13 protein-coding genes are annotated in these 17,237 nt (G+C 71.5%); 7 read left to right on the top strand and 6 right to left on the bottom strand.

Annotated elements, in window-relative coordinates; all coding sequences use genetic code 11:
• Window positions 1-42: 42 nt before the first annotated feature.
• Window positions 43-657: a MarR family winged helix-turn-helix transcriptional regulator gene (locus QSK20_RS32290; RefSeq protein WP_285790853.1), complete on the bottom strand. Its 615-nt coding sequence runs from the start codon at window positions 655-657 to the stop codon at window positions 43-45.
• Window positions 658-764: 107 nt separating this feature from the next.
• On the opposite strand from QSK20_RS32290, the gene QSK20_RS23940 reads away from it, so the two are divergent.
• The 4 genes from QSK20_RS23940 (at window position 765) to QSK20_RS23925 (ending at window position 4,662) form a co-directional block, all read left to right on the top strand.
• Window positions 765-1,328, top strand: a complete 564-nt coding sequence (locus QSK20_RS23940) for an NADPH-dependent FMN reductase (RefSeq protein ID WP_285790852.1) — start codon at window positions 765-767, stop codon at window positions 1,326-1,328.
• Window positions 1,329-1,690: 362 nt separating this feature from the next.
• The gene (locus QSK20_RS23935) at window positions 1,691-3,949 is read left to right on the top strand and encodes an EAL domain-containing protein (RefSeq protein ID WP_285790851.1); all 2,259 of its coding nucleotides are present in this window, start codon (window positions 1,691-1,693) and stop codon (window positions 3,947-3,949) included.
• Window positions 3,876-4,202, top strand: a complete 327-nt coding sequence (locus QSK20_RS23930) for a hypothetical protein (protein WP_285790850.1) — start codon at window positions 3,876-3,878, stop codon at window positions 4,200-4,202. The genes QSK20_RS23935 and QSK20_RS23930 overlap by 74 nt, the downstream gene beginning before the upstream one ends.
• Before the next feature lie 79 nt (window positions 4,203-4,281).
• The gene (locus QSK20_RS23925) at window positions 4,282-4,662 is read left to right on the top strand and encodes a nuclear transport factor 2 family protein (protein ID WP_285790849.1); all 381 of its coding nucleotides are present in this window, start codon (window positions 4,282-4,284) and stop codon (window positions 4,660-4,662) included.
• 31 nt (window positions 4,663-4,693) lie between these two features.
• Here the strand turns inward: QSK20_RS23925 and QSK20_RS23920 are convergent, their stop codons facing one another.
• Window positions 4,694-5,413 carry a TetR family transcriptional regulator gene (locus QSK20_RS23920; RefSeq protein WP_285790848.1) on the bottom strand — a complete coding sequence of 240 codons (720 nt, stop codon included), beginning with the start codon at window positions 5,411-5,413 and terminating at the stop codon, window positions 4,694-4,696.
• A 109-nt stretch (window positions 5,414-5,522) separates the two neighbouring features.
• Between QSK20_RS23920 and QSK20_RS23915 the strand changes: the two genes are divergently transcribed.
• Both QSK20_RS23915 and QSK20_RS23910 read left to right on the top strand, forming a co-directional pair.
• Window positions 5,523-6,440 (top strand): ABC transporter ATP-binding protein, encoded by a 918-nt coding sequence (locus QSK20_RS23915; RefSeq protein ID WP_285790847.1) that lies wholly within the window; start codon window positions 5,523-5,525, stop codon window positions 6,438-6,440.
• Window positions 6,437-8,062, top strand: a complete 1,626-nt coding sequence (locus tag QSK20_RS23910; protein ID WP_285790846.1) for an ABC transporter permease — start codon at window positions 6,437-6,439, stop codon at window positions 8,060-8,062. Before QSK20_RS23915 ends, QSK20_RS23910 begins: the two co-directional genes overlap by 4 nt.
• 64 nt (window positions 8,063-8,126) lie before the next feature.
• On the opposite strand, the gene QSK20_RS23905 is transcribed toward QSK20_RS23910, so the two are convergent.
• Entirely contained in the window at window positions 8,127-8,858 is a 732-nt protein-coding gene (locus QSK20_RS23905; protein WP_285790845.1) for an HD domain-containing protein, read from the bottom strand.
• 110 nt (window positions 8,859-8,968) lie between these two features.
• Here QSK20_RS23905 and QSK20_RS23900 point away from each other — a divergent pair, with 110 nt between their 5' ends.
• The gene (locus tag QSK20_RS23900) at window positions 8,969-9,238 is read left to right on the top strand and encodes a hypothetical protein (RefSeq protein ID WP_285790844.1); all 270 of its coding nucleotides are present in this window, start codon (window positions 8,969-8,971) and stop codon (window positions 9,236-9,238) included.
• A gap of 54 nt (window positions 9,239-9,292) precedes the next feature.
• On the opposite strand, the gene QSK20_RS23895 is transcribed toward QSK20_RS23900, so the two are convergent.
• The 3 genes from QSK20_RS23895 to QSK20_RS23885 form a co-directional block, all read right to left on the bottom strand.
• Complete coding sequence (locus QSK20_RS23895) at window positions 9,293-12,490, bottom strand: hypothetical protein (protein ID WP_285790843.1); 3,198 nt, start codon at window positions 12,488-12,490, stop codon at window positions 9,293-9,295.
• 334 nt (window positions 12,491-12,824) lie between these two features.
• On the bottom strand, window positions 12,825-15,353 hold the full coding sequence (locus tag QSK20_RS23890) for a pectate lyase family protein (RefSeq protein ID WP_285790842.1): 2,529 nt from the start codon (window positions 15,351-15,353) through the stop codon (window positions 12,825-12,827).
• A gap of 176 nt (window positions 15,354-15,529) precedes the next feature.
• On the bottom strand, window positions 15,530-17,155 hold the full coding sequence (locus tag QSK20_RS23885) for a pectate lyase family protein (protein WP_285790841.1): 1,626 nt from the start codon (window positions 17,153-17,155) through the stop codon (window positions 15,530-15,532).
• Window positions 17,156-17,237 lie beyond the last annotated feature (82 nt).

Genomic DNA, 17,237 nt, shown 5'->3' with positions numbered 1-17,237 from the left:
CGACGCCGGCGACGTGTGGATCGTCTACCTGGTCGGCGCGCTCTACGGCCTGTCGTCGATCGCGCTCGGCGCGGCGCTCAGCGGGCTGCTGCGCACCCTGCTCCCGCTCGGGCTGCTGGCCGAGGCGGACGCGGCCCTGGGGAGCGGGGGCCAGGGGGTGGGGGTGTGGTTCGGGGGCGGCGTCTCGGGGCACGGGACGTCGGCCGCGAAGCGCTGGAGGGCGGCGGTGAACGCGGGCAGGTCCGCCGTGCGCAGATGATCGAAGACGTGCCGTCGTACGCTCGCCAGGTGGGCCGGCCAGGCCTGGCGCAGCCGGTCGAAGCCGGCGTCGGTGAGCACGGCGTGGTAGCCGCGCCGGTCGTTCGGGCAGCGTTGCCGGCGGACCAGGCGCTGCTCCTCCAGGCGGTCGACGATCCGGCTCATCCCGCTGAGCGACAGGGCGCCGGCGACGGCCAGGTCGTTCATCCGCAGCCGCCGGTCGGGTGCCTCGGAGAGGAGCCGGAGCGTGGTGTACTCGCTCATCGACATGCCCTGGTCGCGCAGCAGGTCCGCGTCGAGGGCCCGGGGGACGGTGAGGATCGTCCGGGCGAAGGCGCGGAGGAAGGCCTCCTCGTCGGCGGTCAGCGGGCCCTGCCGGGGCGGCTCCTCGGTCGTCACGTCCTCACCGTACTTGCTTGACAAAGCAAGTACCACACTGTTTGCTTGTCGCGGCAAATACGAGGCCGGTTCCGGCCGGCCGCCACGAGCGTGCAGGAGACTTCCCCATGACCCGCATCGGGATCATCATCGGCAGCACCCGACCCGGCCGTAACGGCGAGCAGGTCGCCAAGTGGGTGTTCGACATCGCCGCGCGCCGCGACGACGCCGAGTTCGAGCTGGTCGACCTGGCCGACTACCCGCTGCCGCACCTGGACGAGGCGATCCCGGCGTCGTTCGGCCAGTACCAGCAGGAGCACACCAAGCGGTGGGCTGCCAAGATCGCGTCGTTCGACGGCTTCGTGATCGTCACGCCGGAGTACAACCACAGCACCTCCGGCGTGCTGAAGAACGCGATCGACTACCTCTTCGGCGAGTGGAACAACAAGGCCGTCGGCTTCGTCTCGTACGGCTCGGCCGGTGGCGCCCGCGCCGTCGAGCACCTGCGGCTGATCGCCGGTGAGCTCAAGATGGCCGACGTCCGCCAGCAGGTCGTGCTCTCGCTGATGACCGAGTTCGAGAACTTCAGCGTCTTCAAGCCGGGCGACTACAACCTTCCCGCGGTGAACACCCTCCTCGACGAGGTCGTCGCCTGGAGCAAGGCGCTCGCTCCGCTGCGCGCCACCGCCTGACCCCTTCCGTTCGGACCCGGGGCCGAACCGCATGGCAGCCCCGGTGATCCGCACCAGGTCGCCGGGGGAGGGGGAGTGCCGGCCGCGGGACGGACGCGGTCACCGATCGCCGGTGACCGGTTGTCGGCCGGCGCTCCCCGATGCGGAACCGCCCCGCCAGCCGTTCCCGCCTCCCGTCGCGTCTGCTGACGGCGGGATCTCCCTCCCCGGGGCTTCCCCGGGTTCTCCTTCACCTGCGCTCTCCTCCACCTGACGGGTATCCGACTCGTCGAACCGGGGGCGGTCCGTCGACGATCCGATACCGTGACCGCCTGCCCTGTTGAAGATTCCTTCTCGTAACGGTGGAGCCGTGGGGGTGCTGCATGGCGCCGAGCAGGCGTTGGGCTGTCGTGATCGGCGTCAACCAGTGCGGCTACGACGTCCAACTGCCCGCCCTGCGGTACGCGGAGAGCGACGCCGAAGCGGTCTGCGGGGTCCTCCTCGACGAGCAGATCGGCACCTTCGACGACGGTGACGTCACCCTCTACACCGGCGCGAACGCCCGGTGGCGCGACGTCAAGGCCCGGTTGCGGGAGTTGGCGCTCGACTCGACCCCCTCCGACGTGCTGCTCGTCTACTTCGCCGGGCACACGCTCGTGCCCGAGTGGAGCAGCCAGTTGGACGCGTACCTCGTCACCGCGGACCTCGACGCGGAGGCACTGCGCCACGAACCGGACAACGGGCTGCGCATGACGTTCCTCAAGCGGGACGTCTTCGACGTGTTCGAGGGCACCTCCTTCCTCATTCTCGACTGCTGCCACGCCGGTCTCTACAAGGACTCGCACCTGCGGCACGTCGAGGCGATGCAGGCGTACCGCAAGCCGGTCGACCGGCACAGCGCCCTGCTCGCCTGCCCCAGGGGCGCGCCCGCCCGGGAGAGCGAGGAGCACCGGCACGGGCTCCTGACCCACCACCTGCTGCGGGCGCTGCGGGGTGAGGCGGGCGACGGCGGCCGGGTGTCCTTCATGCAGATGGTCAACTTCGTGATGGAGCAGGCGCTCCAACCGGAGCCCGTCCCGCTGCTGGGCACCTGGGGGCCGACCACCGCGTTGGTGCAGCCGCCGGTCTCCCGGCACGACCGGCGGTCCCTGGGCGCCCCGGCGAACCCGGGGGCCACCCGGCCGTGCAAGAACCCGCTGGACGACCACGCCAGCTCGATCACCCAGATGCTCGGTCGGGTCTTCCGCACCGACGCCCGGCTCGGGCGCCGGTCGCACCAGAGCGACTCCGCCGAGCGTGTCGAGATCATCCGGTACGCCCTGGACGCGGGATCCGTCGCGGTGGTCGACCTGTCCGGCGAGGTGATCCGCGTGGTCAGCGCGACGGACCGGTTCAACAAGGAGGAGCTGCGGCCCCTGCTGGAGCTCACCGCCGCCGACGCCGCGCACTCGCCGAACGCCATCCCGGGGCAGATCGTCACCAACGACACGGGACGTCGACTGCTCTGCGTGCCGCTGCCGCACGAGGAGGACCGGACCGTCCGGCTGGTCGTGGTCGACCCCGCGCTCGCCCTGCTGGACATGGGCGAACCGCTGGCCGTCATGCTGCGTTCCATCTGGGAGTCCGACCCGCTCGACGACCCGCTCCAGGCCGAGATGCAGGTGCTGACCGCGCTGCGCAGCACCTTCGGTCGGCTGCCGATGACGCTCTACCAGCACGCCTTCAGCCTGTACCAGAAGCTGATCGGCTCGATGACCATGGTGTTCCAGCCGGTCGTGGAACTCGACCCCCGCCCCTCCGGGGTGAGCATCCACAGCTACGAGGCGCTCGCCCGCCGCCGGGTGGACGAGGCCCGCGCGCCGGTCGCGGCGTTGCAGATGGCCCACGAGTGGGGTGACCGCTTCATCATCGAGCGGGACGCGCTCCTGCTCGACAACGCGATCCGGTCGTACGCCGAGGCGGACGCGGAGTCGGCCGTGCAGGGCACCCGGCCGCTCTCCGTCAACGTCGCCGTGCGCTCGCTGCTGAGTGACTCCTACATCAGCCAGGTGGGCAACACCCTCGCCGAGGCCAACCTGACGCCCCGGATCGTGACCCTGGAGATCTCCGAACAGGACGCGATCCAGCCCGGACCGGGCGAGCGGTGGCCGCAGAAACCCCTGGCGTACTTCCACCGCCGGCTCACCAGCCTCGCCCGCGAACTGCGGATCAACTTCGCGGTGGACGACTTCGGGGTCGGCTACTCGTCGCTGGCCCGGATGGCGGAACTGCCGCTGACGCAGATCAAGGTGGACCGGGCCGTCCTGCACCACCCCCTGGCGGTGCGGGAACTCGAACTGGTGGTCCAGGTGGCCCGGTACGCGTGCGACCTGGGGCACGCGCCGAGCGCCCGGCCCGTGATCGTCGAGGGTTTCGACGACGAGGCCCCGGTGACGCTCAAGCAGCTCCACGATCTCGGTATCCACCACGTGCAGGGGCACTTCTTCGGCGACATCACGTCGACGTCGCTGCGTCCGTTGGATCCCGAACTACAGGCCCGGATCGCCACGTTGGTGAGAGGTGAGGTGCATGACGAGCGTCAGGCTGTTGCTGCCGGCGGAGGTCTTCGAGGAGGTGGACCTGCCGTACGAGGGCGTCCGTGACCTCTCCGCCCTGACGATCGCGATCGAGGGCGTCAGTGTGGTCGCGAACCTCGCCACGCTGGCCACGCTGCAACCGCACTGGAACGACATCGTCGGGGCGATCCGCAACTGGCGTCTGCGCGACCCGAGTCCCTCGGTGCTGCTGACCGTCCGGGGTCCGGGGATCGACCTGAAGCTCGACCTACCGCGCAACGTCAGCCGGGCGCAGCTGCTGGATCAGTTACGTCCCCTTCTCGACCACGACGACACCTGACGGTTCGGCTTCCGGGGCCAGGGCTGCCGAAGCGCCGGAAACCGCCGTGCCGACCCGGGCGAGCCGCGATGATGGGGCCATGACCGTGGATCTCCGGGCGCGCTCCGCGCGTGAGGTGCTTGACGACCATCTGCGTCTCGCCGCCGAGGGGCGGTTCGCCGAGGACATCGAGCGCAACGTCGCGCCGCACTGCGTGGTCCTGGAGCGGCGGGGCATGTTCCGGGGCCGCGACGGTGCGGGCACCCTTGCCCGGTGGCTGGCCGAGGAGCTGCCGGACGCCCGCTACACGTACACGAACGTGCTGGTGGAGGGGCGGGTCGGCTTCCTGGAATGGACGGCCGAGGCCACCGGCTTCCAGGTCCGCGACGGCGCCGACTCCTTCCTCGTCGAGGACGGTTGGATCGTCGCGCAGACCATCCACTACACAGTGGAGCCGCTGTCGCCCACCGGTGTCTCGTAATCGTCTCAGAACTGTCGCAGAATGTGGATCACTACTCGTCGCCCAGGTGCCGGTAGACGGTGGCCCGGGAGACACCCAGGGCGGTGGCGATCTCCTCGACGGAGTGCCGTCCGGCCGTGTGCATCCGCCGGGCGGTGGCGATCTGGGCGCTGCTCATCGCCCGGGGCCGGCCGGGTCGACGGGGTGCGGCCGGCGTCTCGGGGGTGGGTGGGCCGTCCAGCAGCCGGTGCACCCCGTCGAGCATGTCGGCACGGAGCACGGCCGAGGGGACGTCCAGGAAGAAGACCACCGGGTCGGAGCACATCGCGATTGCCTGGCTGGCCCGGATCCGGTCACGCCGGTCGCCGGCCGGTCCGGCGATGATCTCGTTCGCCCGCAGCGCGAACTGCACAAGCCGCTGGTACGTCGGCCCCCGGGCGACCAGCGCCATGTCCTGGAAGAGCATGCCCAGCGGCCGGCGGTGCGCGAGCATGGTGTCCACGAACCCCTCGATGACGGCCCAGCGACCCCGTTCCGGCGGCAGTCCACCGGCCGCGTTCAGCAACTCCTCCAGGTCGGTCATCAGGGGTTCGACCAGGGCCGCGAGCAGGTCCTCCTTGGCGGGGAAGTGGTAGAGGATGGCCGCCTTGGTCAGCCCGAGCCGCTCGGCGATCTCGCGCAGCGGGGTCCGCTGGTAGCCGCGTGCCGAGAACAGGTCCAGCGCGGCGCGCAGGATCCTGCCCCGGGTGTCGCCCGACTCCTCGTCATCCACGGCCGCCAGCGTAGCGGTGGCTGACCGATGCAGGGTGGCGACGGGTGGATACGCTGACCGCCGGTCAGTACAGTGTGCACTGGCCGGCTCATGAGCGACAGGAGGCGTCATGGCCGTCATCTCGGTCAACGACCTGGTCAAGACCTTCGGCAGCACCCGGGCCCTGGACGGGCTCGACCTGCGCGTCGAGGCGGGGGAGGTGCACGGGTTCCTCGGTCCGAACGGCGCCGGCAAGTCCACCACCATCCGCGTCCTGCTCGGCCTGCTGCGGTGGGACTCCGGGGAGGTGCGGCTGCTCGACGGCGACCCGTGGCGCGACGCGGTGGCGCTGCACCGCCGCCTCGCCTACGTCCCCGGCGACGTCAACCTCTGGCCGAACCTCTCCGGCGGCGAGGCGATCGACCTGCTCGGAACCCTGCGCGGCGGGCTGGACCGGCGTCGCCGCGACGAGTTGCTCCAGCGGTTCGACCTCGATCCGACGAAGAAGTGCCGCACCTACTCCAAGGGCAACCGGCAGAAGGTGGCGATCGTCGCGGCGTTCGCCGCCGACGTCGACCTGTACGTGCTCGACGAGCCGACCTCCGGCCTGGATCCCCTGATGGAGGCGGTGTTCCAGGACGAGGTCCGGCGGATCCGGCGCGACGGCGGGACCGTGCTGCTCTCCAGCCACGTGCTCGCCGAGGTCGAGGCACTCTGCGACCGGGTCAGCATCATCCGCGACGGCCGCACCGTCGAGTCCGGCACCCTCGCCGAGCTCCGCCACCTCACCCGCCTGTCGGTCACCGTCGAGACCGTGCGCCCGGTGACCGGACTGGACCGCCTCGCCGGGACCCAGCTCGTCGGCGAGGCCGACAACCGGCTCCAGTTGGAGGTCGATCCCGCCCACCTGGACGACCTGCTCGGTCACCTGGTCCGGTTCGGTGTGCGGTCGCTGACCAGCGCACCGCCCACCCTGGAGGAACTGTTCCTGGCCCACTACGGCGACCGGGTCGGCCCCGCCGCGACCGTGCCGGCGGGGCAGCGGTGACCGCCCTCACCGGCACCGGCCGCCTGGTCTGGCTGGTGCTGCGCCGCGACCGGGTCCGGCTGGCGTTCTGGGTGCTCGGCACGCCGCTGCTGACCGCCGCGTTGGCCGCCAGCGTCGCCGGCATCTACGCCGGGGAACGGGACCGGACCACGTACGCCACGACGGCGGCGGCCAGCCTGGTCGCCCGGGCGTTCAACGGGCCGGTCGCCGGACCCTCCATGGGCTCGGTGGTCTTCGCCGAGTCGTACCTGACCCTCGCCGTGCTGACCGCGCTGCTGAGCACCTTCACCGTGGTCCGGCACACCCGGCAGAACGAGGAGACCGGCCGGTCCGAGCTGCTCGGCGCGTCCGTGCTCGGCCGGTACGCCCCGCTCTCCGCCGCCCTGCTGGTCACCGTCGCGGCCAACCTGCTCACCGCCGCCCTGCTCGCCCTCGCCCTGGTCGGCGCGGACCTGCCGCTCGGTGGATCGGTCGCCACCGGCGCCGCGATCGCCACCGTCGGGATCTCCTTCGCGGCCCTCGCCGCGGTGACCGCCCAGGTCTCCGGCACCTCCCGGGGGGCGAACGCGCTGGCTGCCGCCATCGTCGGAGTGGCGTTCGTGCTCCGCGCCGCCGGTGACGTCCTCGGCACCGCCACCCCGGACGGGCTGCGTGTGGTCAGCGCCTGGCCCGCCTGGCTCTCCCCGCTCGGCTGGGCCACCCAGGTCCGCCCGTACGGCGGGGAACGGTGGTGGGTGCTCCTGCTGCCCGCCGCGCTGCTGGTCGTGGCGACCGTGGCCGCGTACCTGCTGACGAACCGGCGGGACCTCGGGGCCGGGCTGCTCGCCACCCGGCGGGGTCCGGCCCGGGCTCCCCGGGGGCTGCTCGGTCCGTTCGGCCTGGCCTGGCGGTTGCAGCGCGCGGCCCTGCTCGGCTGGGCGGTCGGGGTCGCGGTGCTCGGCTTCGGCATGGGGCTCGCCGCCGACGAGGTCGAGAACATGATCGGGGAGAACGCGGCGGCGGCTGAGGCGATCAGCCAGCTCGGTGGCGGGGCGAACCTCGTCGACGCGTACCTGACCGCGATGATCGGCATCTTCGCGTTGACGATCGGCGCGTACGTGGTCCAGGCGGTCCTGCGCACCCGCACCGAGGAGACCGACGGGACCCTGGAGGCGCTGCTGGCCACCGCCGTCAGCCGGCCCCGCTGGCTGGCCGGTCACCTGGCCACCGCGGTGCTCGGCGCGGTCGGCCTGATGGTCCTGGCCGGGGCCACCACCGGGCTCGGCTACGCCACCGTCGCCGGTGACCCGGTCGGTCGGGTCACCGAGTTGACCGGTGCGGCGCTGGTCCGGACGCCGGCGTTGCTGGTGCTGGCCGGGGTGGTGGTGCTGTTCTTCGGGCTGCTGCCCCGGGTGGCGGTGCCGCTGTCCTGGGCGACGCTGACCGTGTTCCTGCTGTTCGGGCAGCTCGGCGCGGTGCTGGACCTGCCGTCGGCGGTGCTCGACCTCTCGCCGTACACCCACGTGCCGGCCCTGCCGTCGGCCGACCTGACCGTGCTGCCGCTGGCCGTGCTGTCCGGGGTGGCGGTGGTGCTGCTCGCCGTCGGCGTGGCCGGGTTCCGCCGCCGCGACCTGGCCGGCTGAGCGGGCGGCCGTCGGTGGACCGGCCCCGGCGTCGGGGTCGGCCCGCCGTCCCGGACCGGGCTGGTCAGTGCGTGTGGGCGGGGTCGTCGAGGATCGCCCGGAAGCGCTCCTCGGCCAGGTCGAGCTGGGCGAAGATGTGCTCCTTGACCTCGGGCGCGAGCGGCGTGTCCGGCCGGGCGACCAGTTCCCGCAGCACCGGGACCAGCGGCCGGTACTTGCGGGCCGACGAGAGCACCTTCGGTCCGGTCGTGTGGATCACCCCGACGCCGTTGTCCGTGAAGTCGGAGATCTTGATGACCCGCGCCCAGGGGTCCCGGTCGAGGCTGGCCGCCACGTGTTCGCGGTACTGCACGTGGCGGTCGCGGTCCGGGTCCCAGGTCGGGTTGGTGACCGCCGCCACCAGCCCGGCGACCCGCGGACCGAACCGGTCGGCGAGCACGGCGAGCGCGGCCGGCACCGGGTCGGTACCCTCGCCGACGTCACCGGCCAGTTCGCCGGGGTGGTCCTCGACGGCGTCGTGCAGCAGGCCCGCCACGATCACGTCGACGTCGCGGACCCGGTAGTGGTGCATGAGCCGGATCGCCACCCGCAGCAGGTGGTTCAGGTACGGCTCGCGCACCCGCCGGTCGTCACGGTGCAGGTCGGCGGCGAGGTCGAGCGCCTCGGTGAGCCGCTGCCGCGCCTCGTCGTCGAACGTGGCGATCTCCAGGCGGAAGCGTTCCAGCAGGCCGGGCTCGCCGTGGATCTCCGTGATCGCGTGCATCGGCATCGTGCCCAGGTACGGGGGGAAATCCATCCGTCACTTATAACCGATCACCCGTCGTGCGCATCGCCCCGACGGTCCGGCGTGTGTGGCCGGAGCCGGCCGTGGGTAGCAGACGATCACGCGACGGCACGGGAGAAGCCATGAGTGAAGCCAACAACGCCTGGCGGGTCGACGTCGACGGGCAGCAGCGTGACATCGAGGTCGAGCACAGCACCATGACGGGGAAGATCGTGGTGCGGCTCGACGGCCAGGTGATGGACGAGGAACGGCTCTGGTTCAGCAAGGAACGGATGGAGTTCCCGGTCGGCGCGCACACCGCGCGGGTGACCGTCGAGTACGCCTACGGCGGGTTCGCGGCCCGCAGCGCACTCCACTTCGACGGACGATACGTCGAACCACTGCGCAGGTGATGCGCACCGGACCGGCCGGAGGCGCGTGTTCTCCACGGATTGCGGGGGTGGTGGTCAGCGTCGCCACTCCGGCAGTCGCCGTTCCGACATGCGCCGCCAGAACTGGCGCAGCTGCGCGCGGGGCGTGTTCTGCCAGGGCGACCGGGCGCTCAGCAGGTACGACAGTGAGGTGAGGTCGGCCTGTCGGGCGCAGAAGTTCTGGTCCAGCTCGTGTGGCTGCGACTCACCCTCGGCGGGCAGCGGGCAGAGCCGGAACGGGCAGTCGTCGAGACAGGTGGCCCCCGGGGAGCAGGACTCCGAGGTCTTCAGGGTGCGGTCGGGCCGCAGCGGACGGCGGTCGCTGGCGAGGCAGGGGGGCAGGTCGGGACGGTCCGCGCGGGTCAACCGGTCCTCCCGGTCGATGAGCAGGTCACCCCGGTCCGCGAGGTTCAGCAGCAGCATGACGTCGGCCAGCAGGCGCTGGGCATGCGGGGTGAGAACGCTCCAACCGCTCGAATCGGGGATCCACAGGGACTGTTCCCGCCGAACCTGGGCCGGAGCGGCGCTCGATCCGACCCGGCTGGAGGTCTCCTGCTCGTCGATCCAGCAGAACCGCTCCGGGCGGCGGCTGAGCAGAGCACGTACGCAGAGCCGGCCGGTCTCCATGAGGAAGGGGTGGGCCCGGCCCGGCGTGCGTCCCTGCACCGCCTGACCGGCGATCCGCAACCAGTGCCGGACCAGGCCGTACGGGTTGGCGCCGGACTCCTGCCGGGGTAGCGGTTCGGCCGGGTCGAAGGGCAGCGAGAAGAGGGTCAGTGCCTGGAGCAGCACCAGTTGGCTGTACCAGAACCGGGAGTGGGCCAACGCCCGTTCCGCCTTCTCGACGAGGAAGCTGCGGTGGGACGGGGTGCGACCGACCAGCGGGCGGCGGATGTTCGCGGCCAGCCGGAACCCCTGGGCGAACGCCATCTCCGAGGTGATCGGAAAGTAGGTTTCCGGCCGCGCGGGATGGTACGCCTCCAGAGCGCACAGCCACTCCCGCAGGTCGCCCCCGACCTGCGTGGTCTCCGCGATCGGTCCGAGCGGGCTCCCTTCGGCGTCCTGATGGGCGGACTGGTAGAGCAGCGGGAGGATCCAGCCCCGCAACTGCTGCTCCCAGTACGCGAGATGTTCCGACCGACGGTCGGCGGTGGTGCTGCGCCGCATCTCCCGGGGGCCGAGGCCACCGATCTGGCGCAGACCGCGCACCGCTGCCCGGCCGCCCAGACCGATCTCCCGGGCCGCGGCGAGCCGGACCCGGTAGGAACCCTCCCGGCTGACCGTCCGGAAGAAGGCGGTGTAGTCGGGTTCGGGACCGGCCGGGCCACCCGGTGGCGTCCAGTGGGTCCGTGACCGGTCGGCGATGAGTCGCGCGGCGTCCCCGATCCGCCGGACGAGCTGAAGCTTGGCCTCGTTGACCGGCCGGTTGGGCACGGATCCGCCGTCGGTCGCCTCCCACTCGTTGTCGATCTCCCGGACCAGTTCGGCGTGCACCGGACGGCGGGCGGTGGTGTCGATCTCCACGGCTGCCGCGTACATCTCGGATCGCCAGCAGGGGTCCTTCTCCGGCTTCGCCGTCTTCCGCAGGTGCCGGACCAGCCGGGCGACCGGTTCCTGACGCTGGGGGAGCGGGAGGAGCCCGGGCAGGGACGGCCGGTCGCGCCGCTCGGCGGCCAGGTGCCGGGAGAGGAGAGTCAACGCGATCAACGCCTCCGGATTGCGTCGTGACGTGGAGAGGCTCCGCAGTAGCCGGTCGAGCAGGGGCCGCTCGGTCAGGTAGCACATGCCCAGGTACGCCTGGACGACGCCGTGCAGGAACTGGGCCTCGTTCTGGCGGACTTCCACGATCGCCCACTCGTCGCCCTCGACGAAGGCGTGCGTGATGTGGTGGTCGAGGGCCTCGGGCCGGATTCGCTTGAGCCGGCCGCGCAGCGCACCCAGGACCTCTCGCTGGTCGGCGGAGCGGTCCTGCAGCACCCTCTGGTGGTCCAGGTGGCTGACCCCGCGCAGCAGGGCGAGGCACGCGAACGCGGACAGCACCTCCAGGGTCACCGTCCGGTCCTCGCGGCTCCGGCTGACGTCCCTCTTGAGGGTGCCGTCGAGGAGCGCGTCGCGCCAGGCGTCGAGCAGCCGCCACCGGGCTTCGTACCGGTCCACGGGCCGTAGCACCCCGGCGGCCTCGGCACGGGACAGCCGCGGCAACCGGTCGCACCGGTGCAGCGCGCGGATGACGGTCAGGAAGAACGGGGAGTCGGTGACGTCCGCCGCTTTGACGAGGTCGACGACCTGCCCCCAGGAGGAGCTGGCCACCTCCGGCGTGCCGTCGAGCCCGTACTCCAGGGCGGCCCCCTCGCAGAGCGGCTCCAACCCGACCAGGATCGCTCGCATGCCCCGCAGCGGGTCGTACGGGCGGGAGGTGACGATCAGCGGCAGTCGTGCCTCGGTGGCCTGACTGATCGCCTCGCGCAGCACGTTCTCCTCGCTCTGTTCCTCGTCCCGGCCGAACGGCTCGTGCAGGCCGTCGGCGATCACCGCGATCCGGTTGCCCATCCGCAGGTGCCGCCAGATCCGACCGCCTGAGCTGTCACTGAACAGCCTCGCGTCCACCAGTTTCTGGAACTGCTTCTTCGCCAGTTCCTCGAAGTCGAGTTGCGTGGTGATCGGGACGTCGCGCATCCGCACCGGGACCGGCAGGATTCCCCGGCGGGCGAGCTGCCGGGTCAGCTCGACGGCGATGGCGGTCTTCCCGGTGCCGACCCCACCGACCAGCACGACCGGGCAGCGCACCTGCGGGTCGCGGATCCGTTCGATGAGCACCTCGCACAGCTCGTCGCGGCCGACGACCCGGTCGATGCTGGGATCGGCGGTCGGCACCAGAGCGGTGGCGGACAGCCGGGCCCGCCGCTTGTACCAGCGGTGGACCCGTAGCTTGTAGACCAGGTAGAAGACACTCAGCCCGAGTGCGGCGGCGACCAGGGGCGCGAAGAACTTGCCGATGGCCGCGCAGTCCGTCTGGTGTGGGCCCTCGCACGGGTTCCAGCCGGACGGGAGGCGGATTCCCCGGCCGTCGGGTAACCGCCCACCGAGAACATGGTCGTTGACCAGGTCTGCGACGATCCGGTACCCCGGAAGAAGCGTCTGGGTGACCAGACAACTGACCGTCACGAGCAAAACGACCAGGGCCACGACGCGCCACCAGCGCTGCTGGAACCACCAGCGGGAGCGGGTGGGCATGGTGGCGGCGTGGGCACGGTACCGACGTTGCCGGGAGTGACCGGCCCGCGTCTGGGCCTCGCGGGTCGTCCTCGCCCACCAGATCCGAGGGCTCCACAACCACCTGCGCCAGAGCGGACCGCGCATGCCCCGTACCCCCGTCGTTGGCGGCGAGCGGCGAGCGAGAGACCGTCATGTACCGGTCAGGCTGAGGGTAATGCCGGTCTACCGGACCGGTGGCGCGAAACGGTGGAACCTGACCCGGTCGGGGAACGGCCGGGGCCACCGGCGAGCAGCTCGCCGGTGGCCCCGGTTGGTGGGGCGGGGGACGGGAGACACCACCCCACCGCCGTCGTCAGACGGTGATCCGTCCGGCGCCCGCGCCGGCCGTGACCGACGCCTTGACCCCGGTGGCGTTCTCCACGCTGTACGGGTACGGGATGGCCGCCACGTCGCCCGCGCTCTCCGGGGTGCCGGAGTTGACGAAGTGGTTGTTGCGCTGGACCAGGTCACCCGGGCCCGAGTCGGCGTAGCCCACTGCGGTCGGCCGGGTCACGTTCTCGAAGTAGTTCCCCTCGACCAGCACGCCGGCCCCCATGGTGGAGGCGACGCCGTAGTCCGCGCCGTTGTAGTAGTTGTTGAACACGTGCACCGGGTCGCCGAAGCGCACCCGGGGGTGGCGCTCCTTGCTCCCGTCGAACCAGTTGTGGTGGTAGGTCACCCGCAGGTGGCCCCGGTCCGCGGTGTGCCCGTCGTCGTGGCCGAGCAGCATGCTCTTGGTGTGGTTCATGACCCGGTTCCACGAGACGGTGACGAAGTCGGACTCCCGCTTCACGTCGACTGCGCCGTCGTAGCCGCCGTCGAAGGTGTTGTGGTCGACCCAGACGTTCGTCGAGCCCTGGATGTTGATCGCGTCGTCGTCCCAGCCCCGGAAGGTGAGGTTGCGGATGATGACGTTGCGGGCCCCGCTGACGTTGAACCCGTTGTCGACGACGGCGTTGCCGACCCCGAGCACGGTCTTGTTCGACCGGACGTCGTTCATCTTGTCCGGCATGGTCAGTGAGCCCTGCACCCGGATGATCAGCGGCGACGACGACTCCAGCGCGTCGGCCAGGGCCTGGCCGCTGGTGACGGTCACGGTCTGGCCGCCGGCCCCGCCGGTGGTGCCGCCGTTCTGGGTGGCCCAGCCGACCAGGTCCCCGCTCGGCGGGTTGGTCGGCGGCGGCGTGGTGGCCGGCGGCGTGGTCGCCGGGGGAGTGGTCGGCGGGGTGGTGGTGGGCGGGTTGCCGGGCAGCCCGACCTTGCCCACGCCGGCCTGGGCGGTGACCACGGCCTTCTGGTCGCAGGCCGTACCGACGGTGTACTGGTACGGCGGGTTGCCGACGCTGCCGCCGGTCTGGCCGGAGCCGGAGTTGACCAGGCAGTTGTTCCGGGCGACCAGTCGCCCGTCGCCGGAGGAGCCCTCGCCCAGGTGGTACGGGTCGTCGACGTTCTCGAAGTGGTTGCCCTCGACGATGACCCCGGCGTCCTCGGTGGAGGCGACGCCGTAGTTGCCGGTGTTCAGGTAGTAGTTGTTGTAGACGTGCACCTGGTCGCCGAAGCGGACCCGGGGGTTGCGCTGGTTGGTGTTGTCGAAGAAGTTGTGGTGGTAGGTGACCTTGAGCCGGCCGACGTCCTGGGCGGCGTTGCCGTCGTCGTGGCCGAGGAGCATGTTCTTGTCGGTGCCGTCGGCGTGGTTGTAGGAGACCGTCACGTACGACGAGCCGCGCTTGATGTCGACGCCACCGTCCGAGCCGGTGGTCCAGGTGTTGTGGTCGATCCAGATGTGGTGGGAGAACATCTGGACGTTGATCGCGTCGTCCGCCCAGCTCCGGAAGTTCAGGTTCCGGATGATCACGTTGTGCACGGCGTTGGCCGGCGGGCTGGTGATCGCGTCACTGAGCGGCAGGCCGATGTTGAGGCCGCCGCCGGTGAAGCCGGAGTTCGCCCCGACGCCGACGATGGTCTTGTCCGAGGTGACCTCGTGCATCGGGCCGGGCAGGGCGATCATCCCGCTGACCTGGATGATCTTCGGTCCGGTCGAGGCCGCCTCGGTGACGAACTGGCTGGCGCTGGTGACCGTGACGGTCGGGCCGCCCGCCCCGCCGGTGGTGCCGTTCTGCCCCCAGGCGTCCACCGACGCCCAGCCGTCGGCGACGTTCGTGCCCGGGTTGCCGGTCGGGCCCGGTGTCGGCGTGGTGGGCGTCGGGCTTGGGGTGCCCCCGCCCGAGGTGACCTGCACGTTGTCGAACTCGGCGCTGGAGTAGAAGGTCGCCAGGCCGATCCGGCCGCTGGCGTACCGGCTGTCCGACGCCTCGGTGACAAGGTTGCCGTCGACGTACCCCTTGAGGGAGCTGCCGGCCACGTCGAGCCGCAGGGTGTAGGTGGTGCCGGCGGAGACCGGGACGCTTGCGGTGTCCAGGGTGGTGGACGAGCCGCCGGCCAGGCTCTTCAGCTCGACGGTGTTGTTGCTGCGCAGCGCCAGGTAGTAGTAGCTGGTGCTGCTCTGCGCGCGGGCCAGCAGCGCGACGAAGCGGTTGCTGCCGTTGAACGCGGTGGGCTTCACCGTGGCCTGCACCGAGTAGTCGGTCCAGCTCGACGTGCCGGCCAGCGAGCGGGCGTCGCTGCTGGTGCCGGTCTGCCGGTAGGTCTGCGACGCCACCGACCAGCTCCCGCCGGAGGGGGTCCAGCCGGAGGAGTTGCCGTCGGCGAAGTCGTCGGAGAAGAGGGTGTCGGCGTAGGCGGTGGCGCCCATGCCGAGGGCGAGCGTGACCGCGCCGAGCGCGGACCCGATCGCGAGCAGGAGACCGCGGCGTCGTCTGCGCCGCGTGTCGGTCCGGTTCACGGAACCTCCCAGTGGTGGTGTGGTCGCCCGGGACGGGCTATCCATCGATCAAGATCGATGTCTTGGGGACGGGTCGGCCCCGGTTCGGCGCAATCGCCGGGGGGGTGTGCGGTGGGGCCGGGTGCGCCGGGACGGGCGCGGTGGAGCAGGTGCGCCGGGACGGGCGCGCCCCGGCCCTAGAAGTTGATTTTTCCGGTGCCGGCGCCGGCCATGACCACGGATTTCACGCTGGCCGGGTCGGTGAGCTGGTACGGGTAGAAGGTGCGCGGCTCGGTGACCGTGCCGCCGGAGTCACCCGGCTCGCTGGTGCCGGACAGGACGTTGTCCCGCGCCACCATTCGACCCCGGGAACCGGAGTAGCTGATCGACCAGGGCACCTCGACGTCCTCGAAGTGGTTGCCCTCGACCACGCAGCCCGAGTTGAGCTGACAGGCCACCCCGACGTCGGTGTTGTAGACGAAGTAGTTGTTGAACACGTGCACCGGGTCGCCGAAGCGGACCCGGGGGTTGCGCTGCGGGGTCCGGTCGTACCAGTTGTGGTGGTAGGTGACCCGGAGATGACCGGTGTCCTGCGCGCCGTTGTTGTCGTCGTGGCCGAGCAGCATGTTCTTCGTGTGGTGGTGGGTGTGGTTCCACGACACCGTCACGTACGACGAACCGCGCTTGATGTCGATCAGCCCGTCGTAGCCGTTCGACAGGTCGTTGTGGTCGATCCAGACGTGGTGGGAGAACATCTGCACGTTGATCGCGTCGTCCACGGTGTTCCGGAAGTTCAGGTTCCGGATGATCACGTTGTGCACGGCGTTCGCCGGTGGGGTGGTCACGTTGCTGACCGGCAGGCCGATGTTGAGGCCGCCGCCGGTGATCCCGGAGTTCGCGCCGATCCCGATGATGGTCTTGTCCGAGGTGACGTCGTGCATCGGGCCCGGTAGGGCGATCATCCCGCTGACCTTGACGGTCAACGGTCCGGGCGTGGCGATCGCGGTGAGCAGTTCGCTGGCGGTGTCCACGGTGACGGTCGGCCCGCCCGCCCCGCCGGTGGTGCCGTTCTGCCCGAGGGCGTTGACCGAGGCGAAGCCGATCGGTGGCGCGCCCGGGTCGATCGGCGGCTCGGTCGGCGGCAGGGTCGGCGTCGGCCCGCCGGTGGGTCCGCCCGTCGGCGGGGCCCCGGTGGCGGTGGCCACCTCCACGTCGTCGAAGGTCGCGCTGGCGTACGACGTGGCCAGCCCGGCCCGGCCGGCGGCGAACGCGGCGTCGGTGGCCTGCACCAGCAGCGCGCCGTTGACGTAGCCGCGCAGCGAGCTGCCGACCGCCTCCAGGCGCAGCGTGGCCCAGGAGCCGACGGTCACCCCGGCGGTGGCCGAGCCGAGCACCACCGGGTCGCCGCCGGCGCGCTTCACCAACTGCACCCCGCCGCTGGCGGTGGCCACCAGGGCGTAGTAGTTGCTGCTGCTCTGCGCCCGCGCGATCACCCCGACGTGCCGGGCGGAGGTGGCGAAGGCGGTCGGTTTGACCCGGGCCTGCACCCCGTAGTCGGTCCAGCTGGCCTGGCCGGTCAGGACGCGGGCGTCGCTGCTGGTGCCGGACTGCCGGAACGCCCGCGAGCCGTCGGTGACCACCGACCAGCTGCCGCCCGAGCGCGACCAGCCGTTGGCGTCACCGTCCTCGAAGGTGTCGGTGAGCAACGTGTCCGCCCACGCCGAGGACGTGGTGACCAGCACCGTGCCGGCGACCAGGGCGCCGGCCGCCAGCGCCGTGGCGAGACGTCCGGCCGGGCGACCCCGGATCGGGAGTCGGTTCATCGGAACCTCCTGTGGTGGTAGGGGGGTGAGGGTCGCGGTGGGCCGCCGCGTGAGCGCGGACGCGGCGACCCACCCTCCCCGG

Origin of the sequence: Micromonospora sp. NBRC 101691, assembly GCF_030269285.1 — a bacterium.
GTDB classification, from domain to species: domain Bacteria; phylum Actinomycetota; class Actinomycetes; order Mycobacteriales; family Micromonosporaceae; genus Micromonospora; species Micromonospora echinospora.
Note: the sequence above shows the minus strand (reverse complement) of the source record. Positions and strands in the feature narration are given on the sequence as shown.

What these genes read in the sequence shown, in the direction of transcription:
- QSK20_RS23885 (WP_285790841.1), bottom strand. Translation starts at nt 17,155, where the DNA reads ATGAACCGACTCCCGATCCGGGGTCGCCCGGCCGGACGTCTCGCCACG.
- QSK20_RS23895 (WP_285790843.1), bottom strand. Translation starts at nt 12,490, where the DNA reads ATGCCCACCCGCTCCCGCTGGTGGTTCCAGCAGCGCTGGTGGCGCGTC.
- QSK20_RS23935 (WP_285790851.1), top strand. Translation starts at nt 1,691, where the DNA reads ATGGCGCCGAGCAGGCGTTGGGCTGTCGTGATCGGCGTCAACCAGTGC.
- QSK20_RS23930 (WP_285790850.1), top strand. Translation starts at nt 3,876, where the DNA reads ATGACGAGCGTCAGGCTGTTGCTGCCGGCGGAGGTCTTCGAGGAGGTG.
- QSK20_RS23925 (WP_285790849.1), top strand. Translation starts at nt 4,282, where the DNA reads ATGACCGTGGATCTCCGGGCGCGCTCCGCGCGTGAGGTGCTTGACGAC.
- QSK20_RS23905 (WP_285790845.1), bottom strand. Translation starts at nt 8,858, where the DNA reads ATGGATTTCCCCCCGTACCTGGGCACGATGCCGATGCACGCGATCACG.
- QSK20_RS23915 (WP_285790847.1), top strand. Translation starts at nt 5,523, where the DNA reads ATGGCCGTCATCTCGGTCAACGACCTGGTCAAGACCTTCGGCAGCACC.
- QSK20_RS23900 (WP_285790844.1), top strand. Translation starts at nt 8,969, where the DNA reads ATGAGTGAAGCCAACAACGCCTGGCGGGTCGACGTCGACGGGCAGCAG.
- QSK20_RS23940 (WP_285790852.1), top strand. Translation starts at nt 765, where the DNA reads ATGACCCGCATCGGGATCATCATCGGCAGCACCCGACCCGGCCGTAAC.